The organism is Cystobacter fuscus, from assembly GCF_002305875.1.
Taxonomy (GTDB): Bacteria; Myxococcota; Myxococcia; order Myxococcales; family Myxococcaceae; genus Cystobacter; species Cystobacter fuscus_A.
The window spans coordinates 11,304,007-11,326,347 of record NZ_CP022098.1 but is presented as its reverse complement, the minus strand read 5'-3'; the positions used below and the strand labels follow the sequence as shown (position 1 = coordinate 11,326,347).

14 protein-coding genes are annotated in these 22,341 nt (G+C 69.4%); 11 read left to right on the top strand and 3 right to left on the bottom strand.

Going from position 1 to position 22,341, the window contains the following annotated elements:
- Positions 1–78 precede the first annotated feature (78 nt).
- Positions 79–1,323, top strand: coding sequence for a hypothetical protein (locus tag CYFUS_RS45815; RefSeq protein WP_095990969.1), 1,245 nt, complete (start codon positions 79–81; stop codon positions 1,321–1,323).
- Between the two features lie 13 nt (positions 1,324–1,336).
- Here CYFUS_RS45815 and CYFUS_RS45810 read toward each other — a convergent pair whose 3' ends face one another.
- Positions 1,337–2,914 carry a S1 family peptidase gene (locus CYFUS_RS45810; RefSeq protein WP_095990968.1) on the bottom strand — a complete coding sequence of 526 codons (1,578 nt, stop codon included), beginning with the start codon at positions 2,912–2,914 and terminating at the stop codon, positions 1,337–1,339.
- A 256-nt stretch (positions 2,915–3,170) separates the two neighbouring features.
- Here CYFUS_RS45810 and CYFUS_RS45805 point away from each other — a divergent pair, with 256 nt between their 5' ends.
- From CYFUS_RS45805 to CYFUS_RS45795, 3 genes are all read left to right on the top strand, one after another.
- Positions 3,171–4,619: a glycosyl hydrolase family 18 protein gene (locus CYFUS_RS45805; protein WP_232537190.1), complete on the top strand. Its 1,449-nt coding sequence runs from the start codon at positions 3,171–3,173 to the stop codon at positions 4,617–4,619.
- Positions 4,620–4,719: 100 nt separating this feature from the next.
- Positions 4,720–6,591: a glycoside hydrolase family 30 protein gene (locus CYFUS_RS45800; protein WP_232537189.1), complete on the top strand. Its 1,872-nt coding sequence runs from the start codon at positions 4,720–4,722 to the stop codon at positions 6,589–6,591.
- 145 nt (positions 6,592–6,736) lie between these two features.
- Positions 6,737–10,585: a DEAD/DEAH box helicase gene (locus CYFUS_RS45795; protein ID WP_095990966.1), complete on the top strand. Its 3,849-nt coding sequence runs from the start codon at positions 6,737–6,739 to the stop codon at positions 10,583–10,585.
- A gap of 15 nt (positions 10,586–10,600) precedes the next feature.
- On the opposite strand, the gene CYFUS_RS45790 is transcribed toward CYFUS_RS45795, so the two are convergent.
- Complete coding sequence (locus CYFUS_RS45790; RefSeq protein WP_095990965.1) at positions 10,601–11,530, bottom strand: sterol desaturase family protein; 930 nt, start codon at positions 11,528–11,530, stop codon at positions 10,601–10,603.
- Positions 11,531–11,642: 112 nt separating this feature from the next.
- Positions 11,643–12,854 (bottom strand): glycoside hydrolase family 19 protein, encoded by a 1,212-nt coding sequence (locus CYFUS_RS45785; protein WP_095990964.1) that lies wholly within the window; start codon positions 12,852–12,854, stop codon positions 11,643–11,645.
- 238 nt (positions 12,855–13,092) lie between these two features.
- Here CYFUS_RS45785 and CYFUS_RS45780 point away from each other — a divergent pair, with 238 nt between their 5' ends.
- The 7 genes from CYFUS_RS45780 to CYFUS_RS45750 all read left to right on the top strand — a co-directional run bounded on the left by CYFUS_RS45780 (position 13,093) and on the right by CYFUS_RS45750 (position 22,267).
- Positions 13,093–14,382: a metal-dependent hydrolase family protein gene (locus tag CYFUS_RS45780; protein ID WP_095992623.1), complete on the top strand. Its 1,290-nt coding sequence runs from the start codon at positions 13,093–13,095 to the stop codon at positions 14,380–14,382.
- Between the two features lie 20 nt (positions 14,383–14,402).
- Positions 14,403–15,128, top strand: coding sequence for a type 1 glutamine amidotransferase (locus tag CYFUS_RS45775; RefSeq protein ID WP_095990963.1), 726 nt, complete (start codon positions 14,403–14,405; stop codon positions 15,126–15,128).
- A gap of 133 nt (positions 15,129–15,261) precedes the next feature.
- Positions 15,262–18,423 (top strand): serine/threonine-protein kinase, encoded by a 3,162-nt coding sequence (locus CYFUS_RS54230; RefSeq protein ID WP_095990962.1) that lies wholly within the window; start codon positions 15,262–15,264, stop codon positions 18,421–18,423.
- 186 nt (positions 18,424–18,609) lie between these two features.
- The gene (locus tag CYFUS_RS45765) at positions 18,610–20,661 is read left to right on the top strand and encodes a hypothetical protein (protein WP_095990961.1); all 2,052 of its coding nucleotides are present in this window, start codon (positions 18,610–18,612) and stop codon (positions 20,659–20,661) included.
- A gap of 74 nt (positions 20,662–20,735) precedes the next feature.
- Positions 20,736–21,167 (top strand): hypothetical protein, encoded by a 432-nt coding sequence (locus CYFUS_RS45760; RefSeq protein ID WP_095990960.1) that lies wholly within the window; start codon positions 20,736–20,738, stop codon positions 21,165–21,167.
- A gap of 202 nt (positions 21,168–21,369) precedes the next feature.
- Positions 21,370–21,714: a hypothetical protein gene (locus CYFUS_RS45755; RefSeq protein ID WP_157759038.1), complete on the top strand. Its 345-nt coding sequence runs from the start codon at positions 21,370–21,372 to the stop codon at positions 21,712–21,714.
- 121 nt (positions 21,715–21,835) lie between these two features.
- Positions 21,836–22,267 carry a hypothetical protein gene (locus CYFUS_RS45750; protein WP_095990958.1) on the top strand — a complete coding sequence of 144 codons (432 nt, stop codon included), beginning with the start codon at positions 21,836–21,838 and terminating at the stop codon, positions 22,265–22,267.
- Positions 22,268–22,341 lie beyond the last annotated feature (74 nt).

Below are 22,341 nucleotides of genomic sequence, written 5' to 3'. Positions count from 1 at the left end.
ATGGCCGGGCGGACGCGGGTGGATGGAACGGGCGGACCCGGACTGTTGGGACGGGGAATCGTCGAGAGGACTTCCGGCATGCATCTGGCCTTTCCCCGCGATGTGAATGCCCGCGAGAGCGGCTCCCCGGACGTCGCGGACGAGGCGCTCGGTCCCCAGGCCCTGGCCTGCTACGGCGAGCTGCTGCGGGTGTTGCGCTCGCCGCGCTGGAAGTGGCGGCTGCGCGTGCGGGTGGACCTGCTGCGCGGGGCGCTGGCGCTGGAGCCCGCCGTGAGCGAGTGGCTCGCCCGGGGCGCTCCGGGGGCCCACCGGCGGTTGCTCGCGCGGCGCGAGCGGCTGGAGCGCGTGGCCCGTGCGCGGCTCGCCCGCCTCACGCACCAGGAGGGGGCGTCGCTCGCCGAGGTGTGGGGGCATCTGGAGCGGCTGATGTCCGAGCCGCTGCCCCAGCCCCCGGGGGACGACGAGCCGGTGTTGTTCGAGGGCTCGCAGGGGTTGCGGCACTTCCTCGCATGGCCAGGCGCATGGGTGTTCGCGCTGCTCGTGCTCACCCACCAACATCTCCTCGGGCGGCGGGCCAGCGTCGTGCCGGTGCTCGTCCTGGGCGGGGCGCTCCTGGCCGTCTACTTCTCGCGCTACACGGGGCGCTTCTGGCTCACCGCGAAGCGGCTCGTGTGGCAGCCGCGCCTGGGTGAGCCGGTGCAGGTGTCGCTCGCGTCCATCGCTCCGGAGGGCATCACCGCCCTGGCGGCCTGGGGTGAGGTGCGCGTCGAGGGCGAGCGCCGGGTGACCGTGCGCCACGCGGGGGCCGCGGGACGCCTGGCCGCGCTGCTCGAGCTGCACCACCGCGCGCCCTTCCTCGGGCGGGTGGACGGCACGCGGCGGGTGGAGGACGTGTCCGTGGTGCCCGCCTGGCGTGTGCCCGAGGGGGCCGCGCCGGGCTCGCGCACGGAGCCGGGCGTGGCGGTGCTGCGGCCCGGCTATGCCGCGTTCCTGCCGGCGCGCCGCGCCACCGAGATGTTCCGGGGCCTGACGGCTCCGCTCGGCGCGAAGCCGGAGGCGGATGCCGCCGAGGTGGACGTCACGGTGGAGCTGCTGGTGGAGCACCTGCGGCTGTTGCCCGAGGCGGACTTCGACGCGTACCTGCGCCAGGCGGTGTTCGCCCTGGGCGGTGAGCTGTGGTTCGCGGATGAGGTGCGGCCCGGAGAGGCCGCGAGCGCCGGCCACGTGTGTCTGGTGGGCGCCCGCGGCGTGGGGATGCAGTTGCGGCCGGACTCCGTGCAGGCCGAGGCCACGCATCGCATCGTACGTCAGTGGGCGGCGTGACCCCGGGCCGGGACTAGCGGAAGTCCCACTTCTGGTTCGAGGTGCCGTTGCAGGTGTAGATGCTCAGCTTGGCGCCGTCGTTGGCGTTGAAGCCCTCGATGTCCACGCACTTGTCGGCGAGGTAGCTGACCAGGTCGCCCGCGGGGCTGAGCGTGAAGTCCTGGGCGCGGTTGCCATTGCAGTTGGCGAGCTGGATGCGGGTGCCGTTGGCCGTGGAGGCCCCGGACACGTCCATGCACTTGCCGCCGATCTTCAGCCGGGCGCCGTCCCAGGTGAACTTCTGGGCGTTGGTGCCATTGCAGGTCCACATCTGCAGCTGGACGCCGTCGGAGAAGTTGCTGTTGGGCACGTCGATGCACTTGCCGTTCATCCGCGACACGAACGACGCGCCGCCGCCGCTGCTGCCGCCGCTGGTGACGAGCGTGAGGCCGTAGGCGCTGAGGATGGGGTTGATGGGCTGGAAGAACGTCTGGGGAGCGCTGCTGGCGCAACCGCCCGCGATGCCCGAGGTCACGCCCTGCGCCTGGTTGCCGGAGATGACCGAGCCACCCGAGTCACCGGGGTCGGCGCACGCGTTGGTCTTGGACAGACCATAGACGGGGCCATTGGAGTAGTTGACGGTGATGTTCGTGGCCTGGAGCGTTCCACACCGCCAGCCCGTCGTGTTGCCGGAGCGACAGATGGAGGCGCCGATGCCCGCCGCGTTGGAGCCCTGCACCAGGACGTGGGCGTTGGCGTAGTTGTACACCCAGGGCTGCGGCGTCCACGAGCTGTTGGTGGCCACCCACGCCCAGTCATTGCCGGGCCAGACGGACGCGCGGACGGTGCCCATGGCCTGCCAGTTGAAGCCGAGGGTGGGGGTGCCCGCGCTGCCACAGTGTCCCGCGGTGACGAAGCCGCCGTACACGGAGAAGCCCACCGAGCACGCGGCATAGGAGCCACCGGCCCCGGTGCCGGTGAAGTAGACCTCGCCGCCGCGCACGTCGTACGCCGGGCGCGGGGCCTGGGCGGAGTGCTCCACGCGGATCGTCCCGTCCTTGGCGCCGCTGCTCAGGGCGGTGAACGACTGGGCGCGCGAGGCCATCAGGCTCGTGGCGCTCTCGGCCTGCACGACGACGCTGTTGGTGGCGACGTCCACGTACCAGGAGTAGACCGAGGCGGGCGCGTTGTGGGCGTTGCGATCCAGCTCCGCCATGACCTCGTCCAGCCGCGCCTTGCTGTGCTTGACGAGCCGGGGCTCGGCTCCAGCGCGGCGAACGCGCGCGGCGCTGGCCTCGTCGGTGACGCCGACGATGAGCCCGGTGCCCTCCTCGTTCAACCAGGCGCCGCCGAAGCGGTCTCCCAGCTGCTCGCGCAGGCCCCGCTCCAGGGAGGGCGCCTTCGCCTCGAAGTCCAGCCGGCGCAGCAACTGCTCCTCGGTGCCCTTCAGGTCCCGACGCATCGCGTTGAGGATGTCCGGCGACACCTCCGGCGCGGTCACGCTCTTGTCAGCGGAAGCTGCCTCGGCAACGGCTGGCAAGGCATTCACGGTGGCGATGCTGGCGAACAACGCCGTCACGGTGGAGAGCGCGTTGAACTTCGTATTCTTCATGTTTGTCTTCTCGGTGGGTAGAACCTCCTCGGCCGCGCGGTTTCAGCAGCGCACGGCGAGGGGCAGGTTTGTGATTGACTATGATTCAATCAACCCGGGTTTAGCAAGAGGAACTAACGAGATCGAAAAAGTCCCTAATGCCCATTTTCCAAGAAATGTCCGCGGGAGGCCGTCGGTCGAAACGTTTCGATTGATTGACCCGAAAAAAAGCAACTTTATCTCCAGTCCATCGAAAACGGAGATGCAGGAAAAACCGATGAAAGCTGAGGAATCCTCCTTGTCCTACATTCCCTACCCCTTGCGCAGGTTGACCGTAGGTGCTGTCCTCTCCACCGTGGTTGCGTGCTCCGGGGCGCCGGACGCGCTCTCCGAGCAGCCCCTGGACACCCAGGAGCAGGCCGCGCTCACCACCCGGGTCGTTGGCTACTTCCCCACCTGGAATGGCAACGTCAATGACATCCAGTACGACAACCTCACGCACATCAACTACTCCTTCCTCCTTCCCACCGCGCAGGGTGGGCTCACGGGGTTGAGCAGCGGGGACGCCCGGCTCAAGTCCCTGGTCCAGACGGCGCACTCGCGGGGCGTCAAGGTGCTCATCGCGGTGGGCGGCTGGAATGACGGAAACGACTCCGGCTTCGAGCAGCTGGCCGCCAATGCCTCGACCCGGACGGCCTTCGTCAACAACCTGGTGAACTTCGTGAACCAGGCCGGGCTGGATGGCGTTGATATCGATTGGGAGTACCCGGATCCGGGCAACTCGGCCACGAACTACGGCCTGCTGATGAAGGAGCTGTCCAGCGCGATGCACAGCCGCGGCAAGCTGCTCACCGCGGCGGTCGTGGCCAACGGGTACACGGGCGGGGGCATCCCCACGGCGACCTTCGCCGACGTGGACTTCCTCAACATCATGGCCTACGACGGCGGCTATCCGCACTCCACGTATAACTATGCCGTCCAGTCCCTGGATTACTGGCTCGGCCGCGGTCTGCCCAAGGACAAGGCGGTGCTCGGCGTGCCGTTCTACGGCCGCTCGCAGACCGCGTACGTGGGCTATGCCGCGCTGGTGGCCCAGGACTCCCAGGCGCCCTACAAGGACAACGTGGGCGCCGTCTATTACAACGGCATCGCCACCATCCAGTCGAAGTCCAAGCTGGCGCTCCAGCGGGGCGGCGGCGTGATGATCTGGGACATCTCCGATGACGCCAAGGGCAGCGCCTCGCTGCTGACCGCCATTGCCCAGGCGGTGGGGAGCACCACGCCCCCGCCCACGGGCAGCAACCTGCTGGACAACCCCAGCTTCGAGTCGGGTCTGACGAGCTGGAACTCCGAGTGGCACAGCCCGGCGCTGGCGCACAAGGTGGACACCGACTACCCCTACGCGGGCGCCTCCAAGCTCACGCACTACTCGGCGGCTGCCTACCAGCAGGTGTCGGGCCAGTCGAAGGCCGTGGCCAATGGCACCTACCGCGCCAGCGTGTGGGCCCGCTCCAGCGGCGGCCAGAAGGCGCTGCGCCTGTACGCGAAGAACTACGGCGGGGCCGAGGTGACGGCGGAGATCGGCTCCGGCGCCGTCGCGGGCTATACGCAGTACACCATCAGCAACATTCCCGTCACCAACGGCAGCATCGAGGTGGGTGTCTACAGCGACGCGAACGCGGGGAACTGGGCGGCCTTCGACCAGTTCGAGCTCGTCAAGCAGTGAGCCTCCGCGGTTCCCGGTGCCTCGGTGAGGCACCGGGTGCCGTCCCGTCGCTTGAACACGAAAGAACCAAGACATGGCATTCCTTACCCCATGGAAGCGCTTGACGACGTCCGCCCTGGCATTCGGGGCGCTCGTGATGGGAACGGCCGCCTCGGCCGCGCCCTCCGCGCAGGTCATCTGGAGTTCGGAGAAGAACCCCGGTGACGGCGCCTGGTTCAGCGGTCCCCTGTCCATTCCCTATGCGCTGAGCCCGCAGGCGAACATCGCCCTGACGAGCCCGACCACCACCTCGGCCACCACGCTGGCGGTGGACCCCTCGGTGCAGTTCCAGACGATGCTGGGCATCGGCACCTCGCTGGAGGAGTCGACGGTCTTCAACCTCTCGCGCATGTCCCAGGCGAAGCGCACGGAGGTCTTGAAGAAGCTGCTCGATCCGGCCACCGGGGCGGGCATGAACCTGCTGCGCATCACCTTCGGCACGTCTGACTTCACCGGCCGCCAGTTCTACACCTACGACGACCGGCCCGCTGGCCAGACCGACCCGAACCTCACGTACTTCTCCATCCAGAAGGACATCGACTACAACATCGTCTCGACGATCAAGCAGGCGCTGGCGGTCAACCCGAACCTGAAGATCTTCGCGAGCCCGTGGAGCCCGCCCGCCTGGATGAAGGACAACGGCAGCCTCATCGGCGGCAAGCTGCTGTCCCAGTACATCCCGACCCTGGCGACGTACTACCGCAAGGCCATCCAGGCCTACCAGGCGCAGGGCATCCCCATCTACGCGCTGACCGTGCAGAACGAGCCCCTGTATCAGGCGCCGGACTACCCCAGCACCTCGGTGGATTCGACCCAGGCGCGCCAGCTCATCGTCGCCCTGAAGAACGAGCTGAACGCGAACGGCTTGAGCACCCGCATCTGGGCGTTCGACCACAACTTCGACTCGGCGCTGGCCTATGTGACGCCTACCCTGAACGATGCCGCCGGGAACGCGGCGACGGACGGCGTGGCGTTCCACGACTACGCGGGCGACCCCAGCAGCATGACCCAGGTGCGCAACGCCTGGCCTGGCAAGAACATCATGATGACCGAGCGCTCGGTCTGGGGCACGAGCGGAGCGGACCGCATGGCGCAGTACTTCCGCAACTGGGCCGCGGGCTACAACGGCTGGGTGACGATGCTGGACAGCAACATCCAGCCGGAGAAGTGGACCGGGACGCCCGGCCCCACGATGCTCATCCAGAGCGCCTCCTCCTACGACAACTACTGGGCCCTTCCCGAGGTCTACCTGATCGGCCAGTACTCCAAGTACGTGAAGGCGGGCGCCAAACGCATCTCCAGCACCTACGGCTCGGCCAGCACGGTGACGAACGTGTCCTTCCTCAACCCGGACAACACCATCGTCTCCGTGGTCATCAACCAGACCGCCTCCAGCCAGCGCTTCAAGCTCGCGTCCGAGGGCTGGGAGCTGCTCGCCACGCTGCCGGCGAAGACCGTGGGCACCTACGTGTGGGCGCGTGAGAACGCCCCCACGGCGACGAACCTGCTCGCCAACCCCGGCTTCGAGGCGGACGGCACCCTGTCGAGCTGGAACGCCGAGTGGCACAACGCCGAGCTGGCGCACAAGGTGGACACGGACTACCCGTACACGGGCAATTACAAGCTCACGCACTACTCGGCGGCCGCCTACCAGCAGATCTCGGGCCAGACGAAGGCCGTGGCCAACGGCACCTACCGCGCCAGCGTGTGGGCCCGCTCCAGCGGCGGCCAGCGCGCGCTGCGGCTGTACGCGAAGGGCTACGGTGGCGCCGAGCTGACGGCGGAGATCGGCTCTGGCGCCGTCACGGGCTATACGCAGTACATCATCAACAACATCCCGGTCACCAACGGCAACATCGAGGTGGGCGTCTACAGCGACGCGAACGCGGGGAACTGGGCGGCCTTCGACCAGTTCGAGCTCGTCAAGCAGTAGGCCACGAGAGGCCCCCGGTGGCGGTAGTCAAGCGCTCCCGGGTGAAGAGGAGGGGCCTCGCCCGCTCTCCGGGGAGACCGGGGCGCGGCCCCTCCTGTCGGAATGGGCAGCCGGGCACCCGCCTCGCGGTTAGAGTCCGCCGCCCATGTCGTTGTCCACGTTGCTGACCGCCGACTCCCTCCGCGCGGCCTCGGGAAGTGCCTTCCTCTCCGGTGAGGCCTCCTGGCGCGAGGGGCGGGTCCTCTCCTGTGCCCTCGAGAACGATGCCCTCGAGGGGCTCGTCCGGGGACGGGAGACGTACCGAGTCCGGCTCACGGCCTCGGGGGGCGCGCTCGTGTCCCGCTGCGCGTGCCCGGTGCGCGACGCGGTCTGCGAGCATGCCATCGCCCTCGGGCTGTCTTTTCTCTCCCAGGGTTCTGTCCCGGCCGAGCCGCCCGAGGGGCCCTTCGCGACGCGCGCGGACCTGGAGCGCTGGGCGGACGCGCACCACGTCCGGCACGCGCTCGCGGTCTCCGTGTCCGTGCTCGTGGCGGAGCTGCCCCTCAACGAGGCGCGGCGCAATGGACTCCAGCACGCCCTCAATGGGCTCGCCCTGCGCGATGTGGGCTCGCGCGAGGGGGCCCTGCGCTACGTGGGCGCGCGCGGCAGTGGCCTGGAGACGGCGATCACCGAGGCGGCGTGGGCCTACCTGCGCCAGGAAGCGGACTCGGTGCGGCAGGCGCTCTCCGAGGAGGCGGCCCGTGGGGAGGCGCACGCGGATGCCATGCTCGCGCCGTTGTGGACGCGCCTGCTCGAGGTGCGCCGCTCGCTCCGGGCCCAGGCCTTTCCGCGCTCCCGCGAGCGCCGGGCCTCGGCGACCTGGGGCTTCGACGCGGCGACGTGCTCGCTCACCTGGAAGGAGCGGGACCGGGTCGTCCGCTCCGGGCCGGATTACGGCACCATCGGCGTCTCCACCCGGTTGTCGTTTCCCGGCGGCGGTGAGAGCCGCGTCGAGTGCAGCTGCGCGGCCCGGCAACGCGGCTGTGCCCACGCGCTCGCGCTCGTCGATACCGTGCTCGACGTCCTGGCCGAGCCCGCCCGGGCCCCCGAGGCGCGGAGGATCGCCGAGGAACTTCTCCTGCCGGGCTGGGCCCGCGCGTTGAAGGACCTCGAGCTGCTCGAGACGGAGGCGGCCAGGCCCCGTGCGGGAATCGAGGTGTGGTGGTGCGTCGAGCATGAGCTGGGCGCGCTGACGGTGTCGCCCCTGGTGAAGAAACAGACGCGCAAGGGCACCTGGAGCACCGGCGCGCGGATGACCGCGGCCCGGCTGCTCGAGGAGCATCGCGAGCTGCTCTCCGAGGTGGATCTCCGGGTCGCCGAGCACCTCGCCTCCTGGGCTCCGGCGTCACGCGCGGCCGGGACCTACCCCTCGCGGGCCTTCCTCGCGCTCGTCGGACATCCGCGGGTCGCGCTCGAGCTTCGTCCCGACGAGCCGCTCGAGGTGAAGCGGGTGCGGCTCGGCTTCACCGCGCTCTCCGCCGCGGACCACATCCGCCTGGAGCCCTCCGTCGAAGGCGAGCGTCTCAACCCCAAGACGATGGGGGCGCTCCTGCGTGCGTTCACCCCGGGCGAGCCGCTGTTCCTCGCCGAGGCGGAGCGGGGTCGGTTCCTGCTCATCGACGTGAACGAGGAGGCGCGGCAGCTCTGGCACGTGCTCGACAAGCACGGGGACCAGTTTCCCCCCGAGAGCCACGAGCAACTGCTCGAGCGGTTGTCGCGCCTCGAGACACGGCTGCCCCTCGTCGTCCCGCCCGCGCTCAAGGGACGCGAGCACCCGACGGAGATGGTTCCCGTCGTCCGCCTGCGCCTGTTGCCCGATGTGTCACTCGAGCTGGAGCTGCTCGTGAGGCCCGGTCCGGGCGCGCCGCTGTACCCTCCCGGCGTGGGCCCGCGCGATGTGCTGCTCTCGCGTCACGGGGAGCGCGGCTACGTGCGCCGCCACCTGATGTCCGAGGAGGAGCGTGCCCGCGCGGCGCTCGTCCCCCTTCCCCTCGAGGGCGCCGAGGAGGGGCCGCCGTTCCGCTTCCGCCTCGGGGACACGGAGTCGGCGCTGCGGCTCGTCGCCGCGTTGCAGCGGCCCCAGGAGGGGCTCGAGGTCGAGTGGGTGGACGAGCGGCCCGTCATCACCTCGTCGACGGGACCGGAATTCCTGAAGGTGCGTGTCGAGCGCAAGAAGGATTGGTTCGGGGTCTCGGGTGAGCTGAAGGTCGAGACGGGGAGGATCGAGCTCGCGGTCCTCCTGGACGCGGCCCGGCGGCAGAAGCGCTTCGTGCGAGTGGATGCCAACCGGTGGGTCGAGCTCGGTGACACCCTGAGACAGCGACTACAGGCGGTGGCGGATCACGCCTTCCTCGGGAAGAACCGCGTGGAGTTGTCTCCCGGCGCGGTGCCCGCCATCAGCGCGCTGTTCGACGCGGGCGCCGAGGTCGAGGTCGCGCCCGCGTGGCGGCTGTTGACGGAGCGCCTCGCCGCGTCGCTGTCGCTCAAGCCGAAGCCTCCCGCCTCGCTGGGAACCACGCTGCGCGACTACCAGGTGGAGGGGCATGCGTGGCTCAGCCGGGTGGCGGCCTGGGGGGCGGGTGCGTGCCTCGCGGATGACATGGGCCTGGGAAAGACGGTGCAGGCGCTCGCGATGCTGTTGGATCGCTCGCGGCTTGGTCCCGCCCTCGTTCTCGCGCCCACCTCGGTGGCCTTCAACTGGGTGGAGGAGATCCAGCGCTTCGCGCCGGGCCTGCGCCCCGTGCTCTACGCCGAGCAGGCGGATCGCGTGAAGTGCCTGGCGAAGCTCAAGAAGAACGACGTGCTCATCGTGAGCTATGGCCTGCTGGTGCGCGATGCGGCGAGTCTGGGCGCGGTGCAGTTCGCGACGCTCGTGGTCGACGAGGCGCAGGCGTTGAAGAACCCGAACACCCGGCGGGCCCGGGCCGCGCGGCAGTTGAATGCGGGCTTCCGCATCGCCCTGTCGGGCACGCCCCTGGAGAACCACCTGGGTGAGCTGTGGAGCCTCTTCGCGATCGTCTTCCCGGGCCTGCTCGGCAGTTGGGAGCAGTTCCGCGAGCGCTTCGCCGGGCCCATCGAGCGGGGCAAGGATCCCGAGGCGAACGCTGCCCTCTCGCGGGTCATCCGTCCCTTCCTGTTGCGGCGCACCAAGCGCGAGGTGGCGCGGGAGCTGCCGCCACGCACGGAGATCCTGGTGCCCGTGGCGCTCTCCGAGGAGGAATGGACGCTGTACGAGGACGCCCGGCTCGCGGCGGTGGCGGAGGTGAGCACGCAGGGCAAGGGCATTCGTGACGAGCAGCAGCGCTTCCAGGTGCTCGCGGCGCTCACGCGGTTGCGGCTGCTCGCCTCGCATCCGCGGCTCTACGATGGGCAGTCGGCCCTTTCATCCTCCAAGATGCGGCGTCTGATCGAGCTGCTGGAGGAACTGCGGAGCGAGGGCCACCGGGTGCTGGTGTTCAGCCAGTTCACCTCGCACCTGGAGCTCGTTCGCGAGGAGTTGGAGCGCGCGGGGTTCACCTACCAGTACCTGGATGGGTCGACGCCCGCGGCGGCGCGGGCGAAGCGGATCCATGCGTTCCAGGCGGGGGAGGGCGAGCTGTTCCTGATCTCCCTCAAGGCGGGTGGCACGGGCATCAACCTCACCGCCGCCGACTATGTCATCCACCTGGAGCCCTGGTGGAACCCGGCGGTCGAGGATCAAGCGACGGATCGCGCCCACCGCATCGGACAGACGCGGCCGGTGACGGTGTACCGGCTGGTCGCGCGCGGCACCATCGAGGAGCAGATCCTCTCGCTCCACTCGGACAAGCGGGCGCTCGTGGCGGGGGTGCTCGAGGGGACGAACGTCGCGGCCCGGTTGACCACCCAGGATCTCCTCGCGCTGCTGGAGGGGGGCGATTCGCCTCGTGACCGGGATGACGACGAGGAAGAGCCGCGCGCCCGGACGATGCACTGACTCCCCCCACGGGGCTCAGGGCAGGGCGGCTTCGTAGACTGGAGCCGGTGTCGTCTCGGCTGGCTTCGCGCCCGCGGCCTTGCGGCGCATGTCCTCGGTGGTCTCGCTGTTGCCATCCGGTCGCCAGCCCGGCGGAGAGCTGATGTAGCCCCACACCTCGCGTGGGCTCCGGGCGCTCATCACGTCACGCAGGAACGGGCCGAACTGGTGGAAGACGATCTTCAAGGGATTGTTCGTCGTCAGCGGGTGCACCAGGCCGTAGCGGCAGGGCAGGTCATCGCGCTCGGGGGTGTACGTGCCGAAGAGGCGATCGAAGAGCATGAGCACGCCTCCGTAATTGGCATCCAGGTAGTCGAGGTTGGCCGCGTGGTGGACGCGATGCGCCGACGGGGTGTTGAGGATGCCCTCGAGGAAGCCCAGCTTCGGAAACCAGTCCGCGTGGATCCAGAACTGATAGCTCAGGTTCAGGGCGTAGCCGGCGAGGATGGTCTCGGGAGTGAAGCCGAGGAGCGCCAGCGGCGTGAAGATGACGTAGGCGCCCGTGATCTGCGATGTCCACGCGAGCCGGCCCGCGGCGACGAGGTTGATCTCGTTGGTCGAGTGATGCACCGCGTGTGACAGCCAGAACCACCGTACGCGGTGACCCAGCCGGTGGTACCAGTAGTAGAAGAACTCGATGCCGAAGAAGAGCACCACCCAGGACACCACACCATGGGCCGAGGCATCGAAGAGCCGGTGCTCGTAGAGCCACGCCGCGCCGGGCAGGACGAGCGCGATGGGAATGAGCCGGGTGAAGCCCCGTCCCACGATCACGGCGAGCGTCGCCAGGGCGGAACGCCAGCCATACTCACGTTTGAAGACAAACTTGTAGGCCAGGATTTCCAACAAGGTGGCGCCCAGGCTCAGGACGAGGAGGACGCGGGACACGGAACCGAGGTTGTTCATGGGAGGCCTGGGAGGGGGGCGGACAGCGGCTGTGTCATAGCACCGCCCCCCAGGCGTCTCCAGGGCCCTTGACGCGCCTCGTCAGGAGGTGTTCCTGGCGAGGCGCGGGGACTCAGCAGCCGGTGTTGCCGCCGGGGTTCACGCCGAGCTTGCCCGTGAAGTTCAGGTAGTTGTTCACGCGGCTCTGCACCTGGGCGGGGTTCTTGCCGTTGCACTCCAGGGCGCCGTTGATGGTGCGGATGGTCTCACCGAAGCCCAGGTTGTTGACCATGGAGTCATGCGCCGGCCTGTAGCCCGCGCCCGCCTGGGTCATCCAGAACCAGAGGCCGGTGCGCCAGGCGATGGTGGCATCGCGCGCGACCCGGTCGGGGTCGTTCTTGAGGTCCACGCCGAGCGCGTTGCCCGCGGCGCAGTAGTTGCCGTTCCACGACAACTGGATGGGGCCACGGCCGTAGTACATCTTGCCCGCCGCGCAGCCGCAGCCCGGAGGGCCCCAGCTCGTGTCACACATGACGCTCTTGTTGATCTCCTCGATGTAGACGAGGCCACCGGTCTCGTGGGCGATGTTGGCGAGGAAGGCGGCCACCTCGCGCTTGCGCGTGTCGGTGTCACCCGTGGTGGCGAACCCGGGGAAGGTGTTGGCCGCGGCCACCAGGGCCGAGTAGGTGTAGAAGCCGTTGCGGCCGGGGAACATCGAGTTGAACGTGGCCTCGCTCAGGATGGCGGCGATGCCCGTGCCCGTGGGGGGCGGGGTGGTGCCCCCGTCGACCTTGTCGAAGGTGTAGAGCTGGTTGGCGGTGCCGGTGTACGGGTACTGGACGTACTGCGTGCCATTGTCCGCCGAGCCCCAGTACAGATCGATCGCCATGTCCGTGTGGCGCACGTGCATGCTGAACTGGCTGTTGCCCCGGCCCACGAACTTGAACTGCTGGTTGCCGCCGCCCACGTAGCTCCACTGATGGAGCTGGGCGTTCTGCGCGGTGCTCACCTCCTTGATGTCGAGCCCCTTGTTGCTGTTGACGTTGATGATCTTGAAATAGCCATCCGACGTCGGGGAGATGTGGAACTTCTGGGCGTTGGTGCCGTTGCAGTCCCACTGCTGCACCTTGGCGCCATCCTCGGTGCTGGACGACGCCACGTCGATGCACTTGTTCGTCATCACGGACCGGATGACGTAGTCCCCCTCGCTGATGCTGGAGACGATGGCGGCACTCTCGAGCTGTGAGAGTTTCTCGGTGGACGCCACCTCGTCCACCGTGCATCCGCTCAATCCACCGAGGACACCCAACAGCGCCATGCCGCGATACGTGGGTTTGTAAAACATTTCATGCTCCTGGTTCTGGCGGGCACGCACTCCGCGGACACCTGATGTGTCTGGAGCCGCGTGCCTGCGTCGAGAAGCCAAACTAAAGCATGAAATGGAATAGCCCGCCAGATCCGTACTGAGAAGAAAACGTTAAAAATCGTGAGAGGTGGAGGATTGACCCGAAATCCACGCTCGCGCGCTCTGTTGTATTTGGAGCCGTATGCGCCCCGGGCGGGTGGGCATATCGTGCCGCCCCATGCGCTGCCTGCTCTCGTTTCTTGTCATGTTGCTGTGCGTCGTGCCCCGCCTCGTGGCCGCCCAGACGGCGTCCGCGGCGCCCGTCGCCTATCTCCTACGCCCCGCGCGTGTCTTCGATGGAGTCTCCGCGAAGCCTCAGGAGGGCTGGGTCGTGCTCGTCCAAGGGGATCGCATCGCCTCCGCGGGTCCAGCGGCCCAGGTGAAGGCGCCCGCTGGCGCCGAGGTCATCGAGCTGCCCGGCACCACCCTCCTGCCCGGTCTCATCGAGGGCCACTCGCACCTGTTGTTGCACCCCTACAACGAGACCTCCTGGAATGATCAGGTGCTGCGCGAGCCGCTGGCGCTCCGGGTGGCCCGCGCCACCAACCATGCCCGCGCCACGTTGATGGCTGGCTTCACCACCGTGCGCGACCTGGGCACGGAGGGCGCCGCCGACGCCGACGTGGGACTGCGGCAGGCCATCCAGCAGGGCATCATTCCCGGGCCGCGCGTGCTCGCCACCACCCGCGCCATCATCGCCACCGGCTCCTATGGCCCCAAGGGCTTCGCTCCCGAGTGGCACGTCCCCCAGGGCGCCGAGGAGGCCGATGGGGTCGACGCGCTCGTGCGCGTGGTGCGCGGACAGATGGGCCGGGGGGCGGATTGGATCAAGGTCTACGGCGATTATCGCTGGGGGCCCGGGGGCGAGGCGCTGCCCACGTTCTCCGAGGAGGAGTTGAAGCTCATCGTGCGCACGGCCCGCGATGGGGGACGCCCCGTGGTGGTGCATGCCAGCACGCCCGAGGGCATGCGCCGCGCGGTGCTCGCGGGGGTCGAGACGATCGAGCATGGGGATGGGGGCACGCCCGAGGTCTTCAAGCTCATGGCCGAGCGCGGTGTCTTCCTCTGCCCCACGCTCGCCGCGGGTGACGCCCTTCACCAGTACGGGGGGTGGAAGAAGGGCAGCGACCCCGAGCCCGCCGCCCTCCAGCGCAAGCGCGCCAGCTTCCGGGCCGCACTCGCCGCCGGTGTGACGATTTGCGCTGGCAGTGACGTGGGCGTGTTCGCCCATGGCGACAACGCGCGCGAGCTGGCGCTGATGGTCGACCATGGCATGACTCCCGTGCGGGCACTCCAAGCCGCCACCTCCGTGAACGCGCGCATGCTCCACTTGCAAGACGTTATCGGGCAGGTGAAGCCAGGGTTGCTTGCGGACCTCGTCGCGGTGGAGGGGGACCCCACCCGGGATATCTCCGCGCTCCGCCACGTCCGCCTGGTCATGAAGGGCGGCACCCTCCATCGCCGGTAGGAGCGGTTATCCTGTCGCCCATGTCCGATTCCCTCTCCGCTCCCAGACCCCGCGCGATCCTCTTCCAGCACGACCTTCCGGTGAGCGTGGGGGCCCTCGAGGGGGCGCTCACGCGGGCCGGTTTCTCCCTCGAGACGCGCTTTCGCGAGGTCCGGCCGGGAGACGCCGACGCGGAGCTCGTGGTCGTCCTGGGCGGCTTCATGGGCGTCTACGAGGCCGAGCACCACCCGTACCTTCGCGAGGAGCTCGCCTTGATGGAGGGGCGGCTGGCGCGGCGCCGTCCCTGTCTGGGCATCTGCCTGGGCGCCCAGATGCTCGCGGCCGTCTCCGGCGCCCGCGTCTACCCGGACCCCAAGGGAATGGTCCTGGGCGTGGAGCCCATCCACGTCACGTCCGCGGGCCACGCACACCCCGTCTTCTCCGGGGCCCCGGCGTCCTTTCCCGTCGTCCAGTGGCACGGCGATACGTTCGACACCGTGCGTGGCGCGGAGGCACTCGCCGCCTCGGAGCGCCAGCCCCAGGAAGCCTTCCTCCTGTCGAACTCGGTGGGCTTCCTCTTCCACCCGGAGGTCGTGCCTCCGATGCTGGAGTCCTGGGTGCGCGCCTTGCCCGAATCCCTCGAGCGCTCGGGCCGGCGGCTCGAGGACGTGCTCACGCGGGACCTTCCCCGGCTCGAGGCGGCCCGCACCGAGATCGATGGGCTCCTGGATCGCGTGGCCCGCTACCTCGCGCACGAGGTCTCGTGAGCATCCGGATGCGCTAGCACCCGCCGTGTGGGTGGAGTGGGAACCTCCGCGAGATAGGCCCGCCTTCCGGGGGTTGCGGGGTAGCCAAGACTCCGGAGGTCGGGGGAAGATGGGGGCGCACGGAGGAGGCGGAATGGCTCACGGCGTCATCGACAGCATCTGCCCCGAGGAACCCCTCGTGCGAGAAGTCGCCTCGGGACGCTTCCCGGAGGCGGAGGTCGCGCGGTTGCTCGCGCACGCGGAGAACTGTCCCGCCTGTGGCCGGCTGCTGGTGCGCTCCGGTGGTTTCGAGGCGACGGGGGAGGTGCCCACCCACGTGGTGCCGCCTCCCGCGCCCCCGTCGACCCCCGCGCCCGAGGAGGTGCTCCCGCGCGGCGCGATGGTGGGCCGCTATATGGTGTTGGAGAAGCTGGGCGCCGGCGGCATGGGGGTGGTGTACGCGGCGTATGACCCGGAGCTCAACCGCCGGCTGGCCCTCAAGCTGCTGCATGCCGGGTCGGAGCAGCTGGAGCGCAGCGGCGGACAGGCCCGGCTGCTGCGCGAGGCGCAGGCCCTGGCGCGGCTGTCCCATCCCAACGTCACCTCCATCTATGACGTGGGGACGTGGGAGGAGCGCGTCTTCATCGCCATGGAGCTGGTGGAGGGGCCGTCGCTGCGCGACTGGCTCAAGCAGGGGCCGCGGCCCTGGCGCGAGGTGGTGGAGGTCTTCATCGCCGCGGGACGGGGACTGGCGGCCGCGCATGCCGCGGGCCTCGTGCACCGCGACTTCAAGCCAGACAACGTGCTGCTGGGCAAGGATGGGCGGGTGCGCGTGCTGGACTTCGGGCTGGCCCGGCAGGTCTCCGCCACGACTCCAGGGGAGGCGGGGGAGGCGCCCTCGCCGCGGCCCGTGGACGTCCCCTGGTCCGAACTGGGCCAATCGCCCTTGAACACGCCCCTGACGCGCGCGGGGCTCGTCATCGGCACCCTGGCCTACATGGCGCCGGAGTCGTACGAGGGCATCTTCGACGCGCGCGCGGACCAGTTCGGCTACTGCGTGGCGCTCTACGAGCTGCTCTATGGCGAGCGGCCCCAGGGCAAGACGCCGGGCCCTCCCTCGACCTGGCGCACCCCGGAGCCCCCCCGCGACGCGCGGGTCCCCGCCAACGTGCGGCGCATCGTCCTGCGGGGGCTCGAGCTCGAACCCGAGCAGCGCTGGCCGTCCATGGATGCGTTGCTCGGGGCGCTCGGAGACACCCTGCCCCGGCGGCAGCGCCAGTGGCTCGCGGTGGGAGGGCTGCTGGCGCTCTCGCTCGGCGTCGGGCTGCCACTGCAACTGCGGAGCATGGCCGAGCCGCCGTGTCAGGGCGGTGCCCGGCGCCTGGAGGGGCTGTGGGACGGGGCTCGAGGGGCGGCGCTCGGCCAGGCCTTCCAGGCCACCGGCAAGCCCAACGCGGAGGAGTCCTGGGCCCGCACCGCGCAGGTGTTGGACACCTACGCTCGCGACTGGACGGCCATGCATGTCGAGGCGTGCGAGGCCACGCGCGTGCGGGGGGCTCAATCCGACGCGGTGCTCTCGCTGCGCATGGCCTGTCTGGAGCGGCGGTTGCAGTCGCTGCGCGCCCTCACTGAAGTCTATGCCCAGCCGGACGCCGCCCTGGTGGACCAGGCGGCCAAGGCGGCCAGCGCCCTGCCCCTCATCACGGGGTGCGCGAACGTGGAGGCGCTCCAGGCGCCCGTGCTCCCGCCGGAGGATGCGGCCACGCGCCAGAAGGTCGAGCGGCTCGAGGTGCGTCTGGCCGAGGCCCGGGCGCTCTTCGACAGCGGCCAGTTCAAGCCGGCCCTGGAGCGCACCCGGGCGCTCGCCGACGACGCCCTGGCGCTGCGCTACCGTCCCCTGCAGGCCGAGGTGCTCGAGTTGCGCGGCGCCCTGGAGGAGAAGTTCGGGAACCTGGAGGACTCGGAGGCCTCGCTCCGTCAGGCGGTGTGGGCCGCGGAGGCGGGCCGCCACGACGAGGTGATCGCCTCGGCCTCGGCCCGGCTGGTGCGCTCGGCGATGCTCCAGGCGCACTTCGAGCAGGGCCGGGAGTGGGCCGAGCACACCCGCGCCGTCCTGGAGCGCATGGGCGGGGACGCGCGCATCGAGGCCTTCGTCACCAACGCCCTGGGCGCCATCTTCATGCGCGAGGACAAGACGGCCGACGCTCTGGAGAACTTCCGTCAGGTGGTGGCGTTGCGCCAGAAGGTCTACTCCACCGAGCACCCGGAGGTGGCGGCGGCCTACAACAACCTCGGGGCGGCGCTCACCAAGGCCGGCCGGTTGTCCGAGGCGCGCGAGGCGCTGTCGCACGCGCAGGCGCTCTACGCGAAGACGCTGGGTGCGCATCACCTGGAGACGGGCAATGCGTTGCACAACCTGGGGATCCTCGCGCAGAAGACCGCCGATGACGAGGCCGCCGTGGGCTATTTCAAGGGGGCCCTGGAGGCACGCGAGGTGGGCTCGCGGCGCGAGACGCTCGATGTGGCCATGACGTATTCCACCCTGGGCGCGAGCTATTGCCACCTGCGCGACCACGCGCGGTGTCTGTCCGCCCACGAGCGCGCCCTGGACATCCGTCGCCAGGTCTTCGGTCCCGAGCACACGGACGTGGCCGCCAGCCTGGTGGACGTGGCGGGGGTCCTCCTGGCCCTGGGCCGTCCGGGCGAGGCGTTGGAGCACTACCAGCGGGCCCTGCGGCTCGCGGAGGCGGCCCGGGAGCAGGTGCCCTATCAGCTCATCAATCCCCTGAGCGGTATCGGTGAGGTGCTGCTCGCGCAGGGCAAGCGCGCGGAGGCGCTGCCCTACCTGCAGCGGGCGCTGGCCCTGGCGGAGAAGAGCGAGGTCGATGAGGTCTGGGCGCTCGCCACCGTGGTGGAGGATATGGCCGACTGGTACCTGAAGGGGGGCCAGCACCGCCAGGCGTTGCCGTACTACCAGCGGGCGTTGGCGCTGGAGGAGAAGCGGGTGCCCGCGCGCCACCCGGAGCTCTTCTCGCCGCTGGTGGGGGTGGCGGAGTGTCAGCTCGCGCTCCACGCGCCCGCCGCGGCCCGCGCCGCGCTGGAGCGGGCCCTGACGACCGAGCCGCTCTCCCGCTTCTCCGCCGGCTCCCTGGCCCATGCCCGTTTCCTGCTCGCCCGGGCCATCTGGGAGGAGGGCGGTGCCGAGGCCCGTGCCCGAGAACTGGCCCTGCAAGCCCAGCAGGTGTTGCTCCAGGAGCACGAGGACTCCGCGGCCTCCCAGGTGACGGCCTGGCTGGACGCACACGCGAAGCGTTGAGACGAGCGGACGTGGGAGCGTGCGTGGTGCTCAAAGCAGACACCGTCCGTCTCTCTTCGGCTGAGAAAAAGAGAACTTCACGCCGCTGATTTCTCAGCAGCAGGAAAAGACAGACTGCTGCTGAAATCCAGACGACCGCGCTCCTTGAATTACGTATCATGTGATGGACGACGGAGGAGCCGGCCCATGTCCATTCGGATCAACCCGAACAACGTCCCCACCCACCGACCGCTCTTGGAGCAGAAACCCTCGGGGGTTTCCACGCCTCCCTCCGGAGTGCAGGCACCGTCGGCCTCCGTTCCCGCCAATGGGGCGCGGGGCTCGAGCTTCCAGACGAAGACCGAGGCCGTGAATCTCCAGGGGACCTCGAGCGCGTGGACTCAGGACAGCGTGCAGCGCCAGCTCGCGGTGACCTCGACCTACACCCGGCTCATGGAGGATGCGGTGACGGCGCGGGCGCTCAACGCCCTGCGGGTGCGGGACGGCGCGGCCCTGGCCGCCCTGGGCAGCCTGCTGACGAGCGGCAAGTTCTCGCTGTGGCCGGACAAGCAGGCCGCCCTCGAGAAGCTGCAGCAGACCCAGCCGGAGCTCTTCACCCAGCTCGTCACCCTCGCGCAGCAGCTCGGCTCCAGCGCCCCGCTGCCGGTGGGCTCCACCCCGGACGTCGCGGCGACGCAGGCCGCCAACGCCCTCACCACGGCGCGCAACGCCTACACTCACGCGCGCGACGTGGTGAACGTGTTGGATCAGCAGCTGGCCGCCGGCCTGGATGCGCTCGGCCCCGCGCTCACGGGCGCGCAGAAGCAGGCCTACATCGAGGCCTTCCGCGCCGCGCACCAGGCGGACTACGACCGCGCGCTCCAGACGGAGGCCACGCTCGCCGCCTCGCTGCTGAATCCCGAGCTGGACAAGATGCTCGGCCGGGATCTCCACCTCGCCTATGTGTCGGCGGAGGCGGCCCAGGCCCTGGCCGGCGGCGCGCACTCGGTGGAAGTGCTCCAGTGGGCGGCGCGTGTCCTGAACGAGGCCAACGTCGCCCAGGACATGTTCGAGCAGACCGAGCCGGGGGTGTCGATTCCCGGCTGGAAGGGGACGAGCGAGCTGCACGCGCCGGTCGACTTCGCGGAGCTCCAGCGTCTGGCGCTGGGCGGTGCGGCCGGGGAGCTGCTGGCCCAGGCCAACGGCGATCCCCAGGCGGCCCTGGCGAACTTCGCGGCACTCGCGTCGGCCGTGGGCGGAGATCCCGCGAAGACCAACGAGCTGCTCTCCGCCCTCAACAAGGCCTCGGCGGGCGACTACTCGGGCCTCTCGCAGTTGCTCAACTCGGCGGATCCGTTCACCCAGGGTCTGGGCACGGCCGCGGCGGTGTTCGCCGGACTCAATGCCCGCAACGCCACCCAGCAGGCCGCGTATGGGAAGTTCCTCAAGGACCTGGCCGCCACGCCGGCGGGAGCGAAGGTGCTGGGTGATGCGCTCCACTCCCTGGCCGGGGCGAGCCTCGCCGCGCCGGAGGGCTCGGCCGTGCCCGCGCAGATCGCGTCGACCCTGGGCGCGTTGACCACCACGCTCGACAGCGGCACGGAGACCCTGGATCTCTTCAGCGCGTCCTCCTTCGACGATGGCGCGCAGCAGGCGTTGACGGACTTGAGCGCCCTGGCCGACAGCGGTGCGCCGGCCGCGGCGCCGCAGCCGGAGACGCTCACCGAGAGCATCACCGACCTCATCACCGACCTGGGCGAGGAGATCACCGAGCTCAAGAGCAATCAGGCGGCCGAGGAGGAGAAGCGGACGGAGCGCGAGGAGAGGAGCCGCGACGAGGAGGTCCGCGAGAAGGAGGACCGGGAGCAGGAGAACCGGGAGTTGCTCGAGAAGGCGGGCGTGGAGCGCAACCTGGCGAAGACGCTCGCCAAGGGCGTGGAACTGCCCAAGGCGTTGAGCAAGAAGGTGGGCCTGACGCCCGCGCAGATCGCGTCGCTCGCCGTCTCGCACCCCGAGGTGTTCGCGTCGGCCCGGGCCTCCCAGGATGCCGTCGAGTTCGCCCGGGCGTGCGGCATGCGGGGGGACAACGTGCGCAAGTTCTTCGATGTCCTCGCGCAGGACTCCGCCGACTACCTCCAGAAGCTCTCCCAGGAGGGCGCGGCGCTGAAGGAGAAGGACACGGAGATGCGCGCGTTCGTCGAGCGCTCGTTCCCGAAGGCCCGTGCGCTCCTGCGCGAAGCCGACCGGGTCGCCGCCTGATTGCTCCGCGGGGACACTCGGGAGAGGTGGGCGCCCCGTTACGACTGGCGCGTTTTGTGTCATAGGACGGGCCCATGGAGCCCCTCCAGCGACAGTGGACGATAGGCAATCACACCTTCCACTTCGAGGCCCCCGATCTCCTCTGGGCGACGCACCAGGGGTACTGCACCCTGGATGAGGCCATGGGGATGGTGAGCCTCTACCGGGAGCTGGGCGGGATTCGTCCCTTCTTCCTCCTGAGTGACATGGCTCAGGCCGAGGGAATGGAGCCGGAGGCCCGGCGCCATGTCAGCGAGAATCTCCGGCCCGAGTGGCTCCTGGGCGCCATCTATTTCAACGCACGGCTGCTGCACAAAGCCATCGCCAGGGGTCTGCTCCTCGCCGCGCAACTGGCCCGGTCGGAGAATGATCCTCCGCGGACGGAGATCCACTTCGTCTCCACCCGGGAGAGCGCGCGAGAGCTCAGCGCCCGGTTGCGCGCGCAGCGGGAGGAACACCGCGTCTGAGCCGGAGGCCTCGAGGAGCCGTGGTCCGGGTCCCTCGTCGATGCGCTGGCTCGTGTCATGCCCGGGGGGCGGGCGCTCGCCACCTTCCTCGGGAAGATCCCAGGTGGACGTGTGAGCGGGGTTGCGCCGGCCCGATCGTCGGTTCCCTCCTCGTGGCTCCGTCCCCACCGTCATGAGGGGCCATCATGCGCGGAGGTGTTTCATGGCATCCCGAGTGCGTTTGGGAATGATGGTGCTGCTCATCATTCTGCTCAGTCTGATGCTTCAGGCATGCATCGTCGTGCCCGTGGAGTCGAGGCCCCGGAGTCGTTCGGCCTATGGCTATGGGGGGAGCGGCTATTCCACTGACGTGGACCCGCGGGAGGCTCAGCGGGAATGCTTCCGCGTGGCACGTGACTTCCGGGGCTACCAGGGGGTTCGCGTGGGGGCCGTGGACGTGACGGGGCCCGAGACGGCCCGGGTCGAACTGCGCGCCCGGACGTATGGCGGCTACGTGCGCATGGGCTGCACGTACGACGCTCGGACCGGCCGCGCCTATGTCCCGTGAGGGAATGCACCTCCTGCGAGTGCGTTCCTGTCCGTTCCCTCCGTGTTGCCTGGTACCAGGACCCAAGGGGTAGGGCCCCCCCTGTTGGCGATGGGAGGACCTTGTGTCATATGGAAGACACATGGCGCCCACCCAACGAAAGTGGACGATCGGGAGGAACACCTTCCACTTCGAGGCTCCCGATCTGCTCTGGGCGAAGTGGGAGGGAGAGTGCTCCCTGGATGAAGCCATACTCCTGGTGAAACTCTACCAGGAACTGGGCACGGTCCGCCCCTTCTTCATCCTGGGGGACATGGAGGAGGCCGGAGGGATCGAGGCAGAGGCCCGGCGCTATATCAACGAGCACGTCCGGCAGGAGTGGCTCCTGGGCGTCATCTATTTCAAGACGCGGCTGCTGCACCGAGCCATCGCCAAGGGCCTGCTCCTCGCCGCGGAGATGACCCGGTCGGAGGGTGATCCCCCGAGCACGAAGATCTACTTCGTCTCCACGCGGGACAGGGCACGGGAGCTTCTCGTTCAACTGCGTGCGCGGCAGGAGGAACACCGTGTTTGATGAGCCTTCGGCCGCCCTCTCCAGCACAAGGAACGGTTCGGGGTATGGCTTCAGGTGGGTGGGTACTTGTCAGG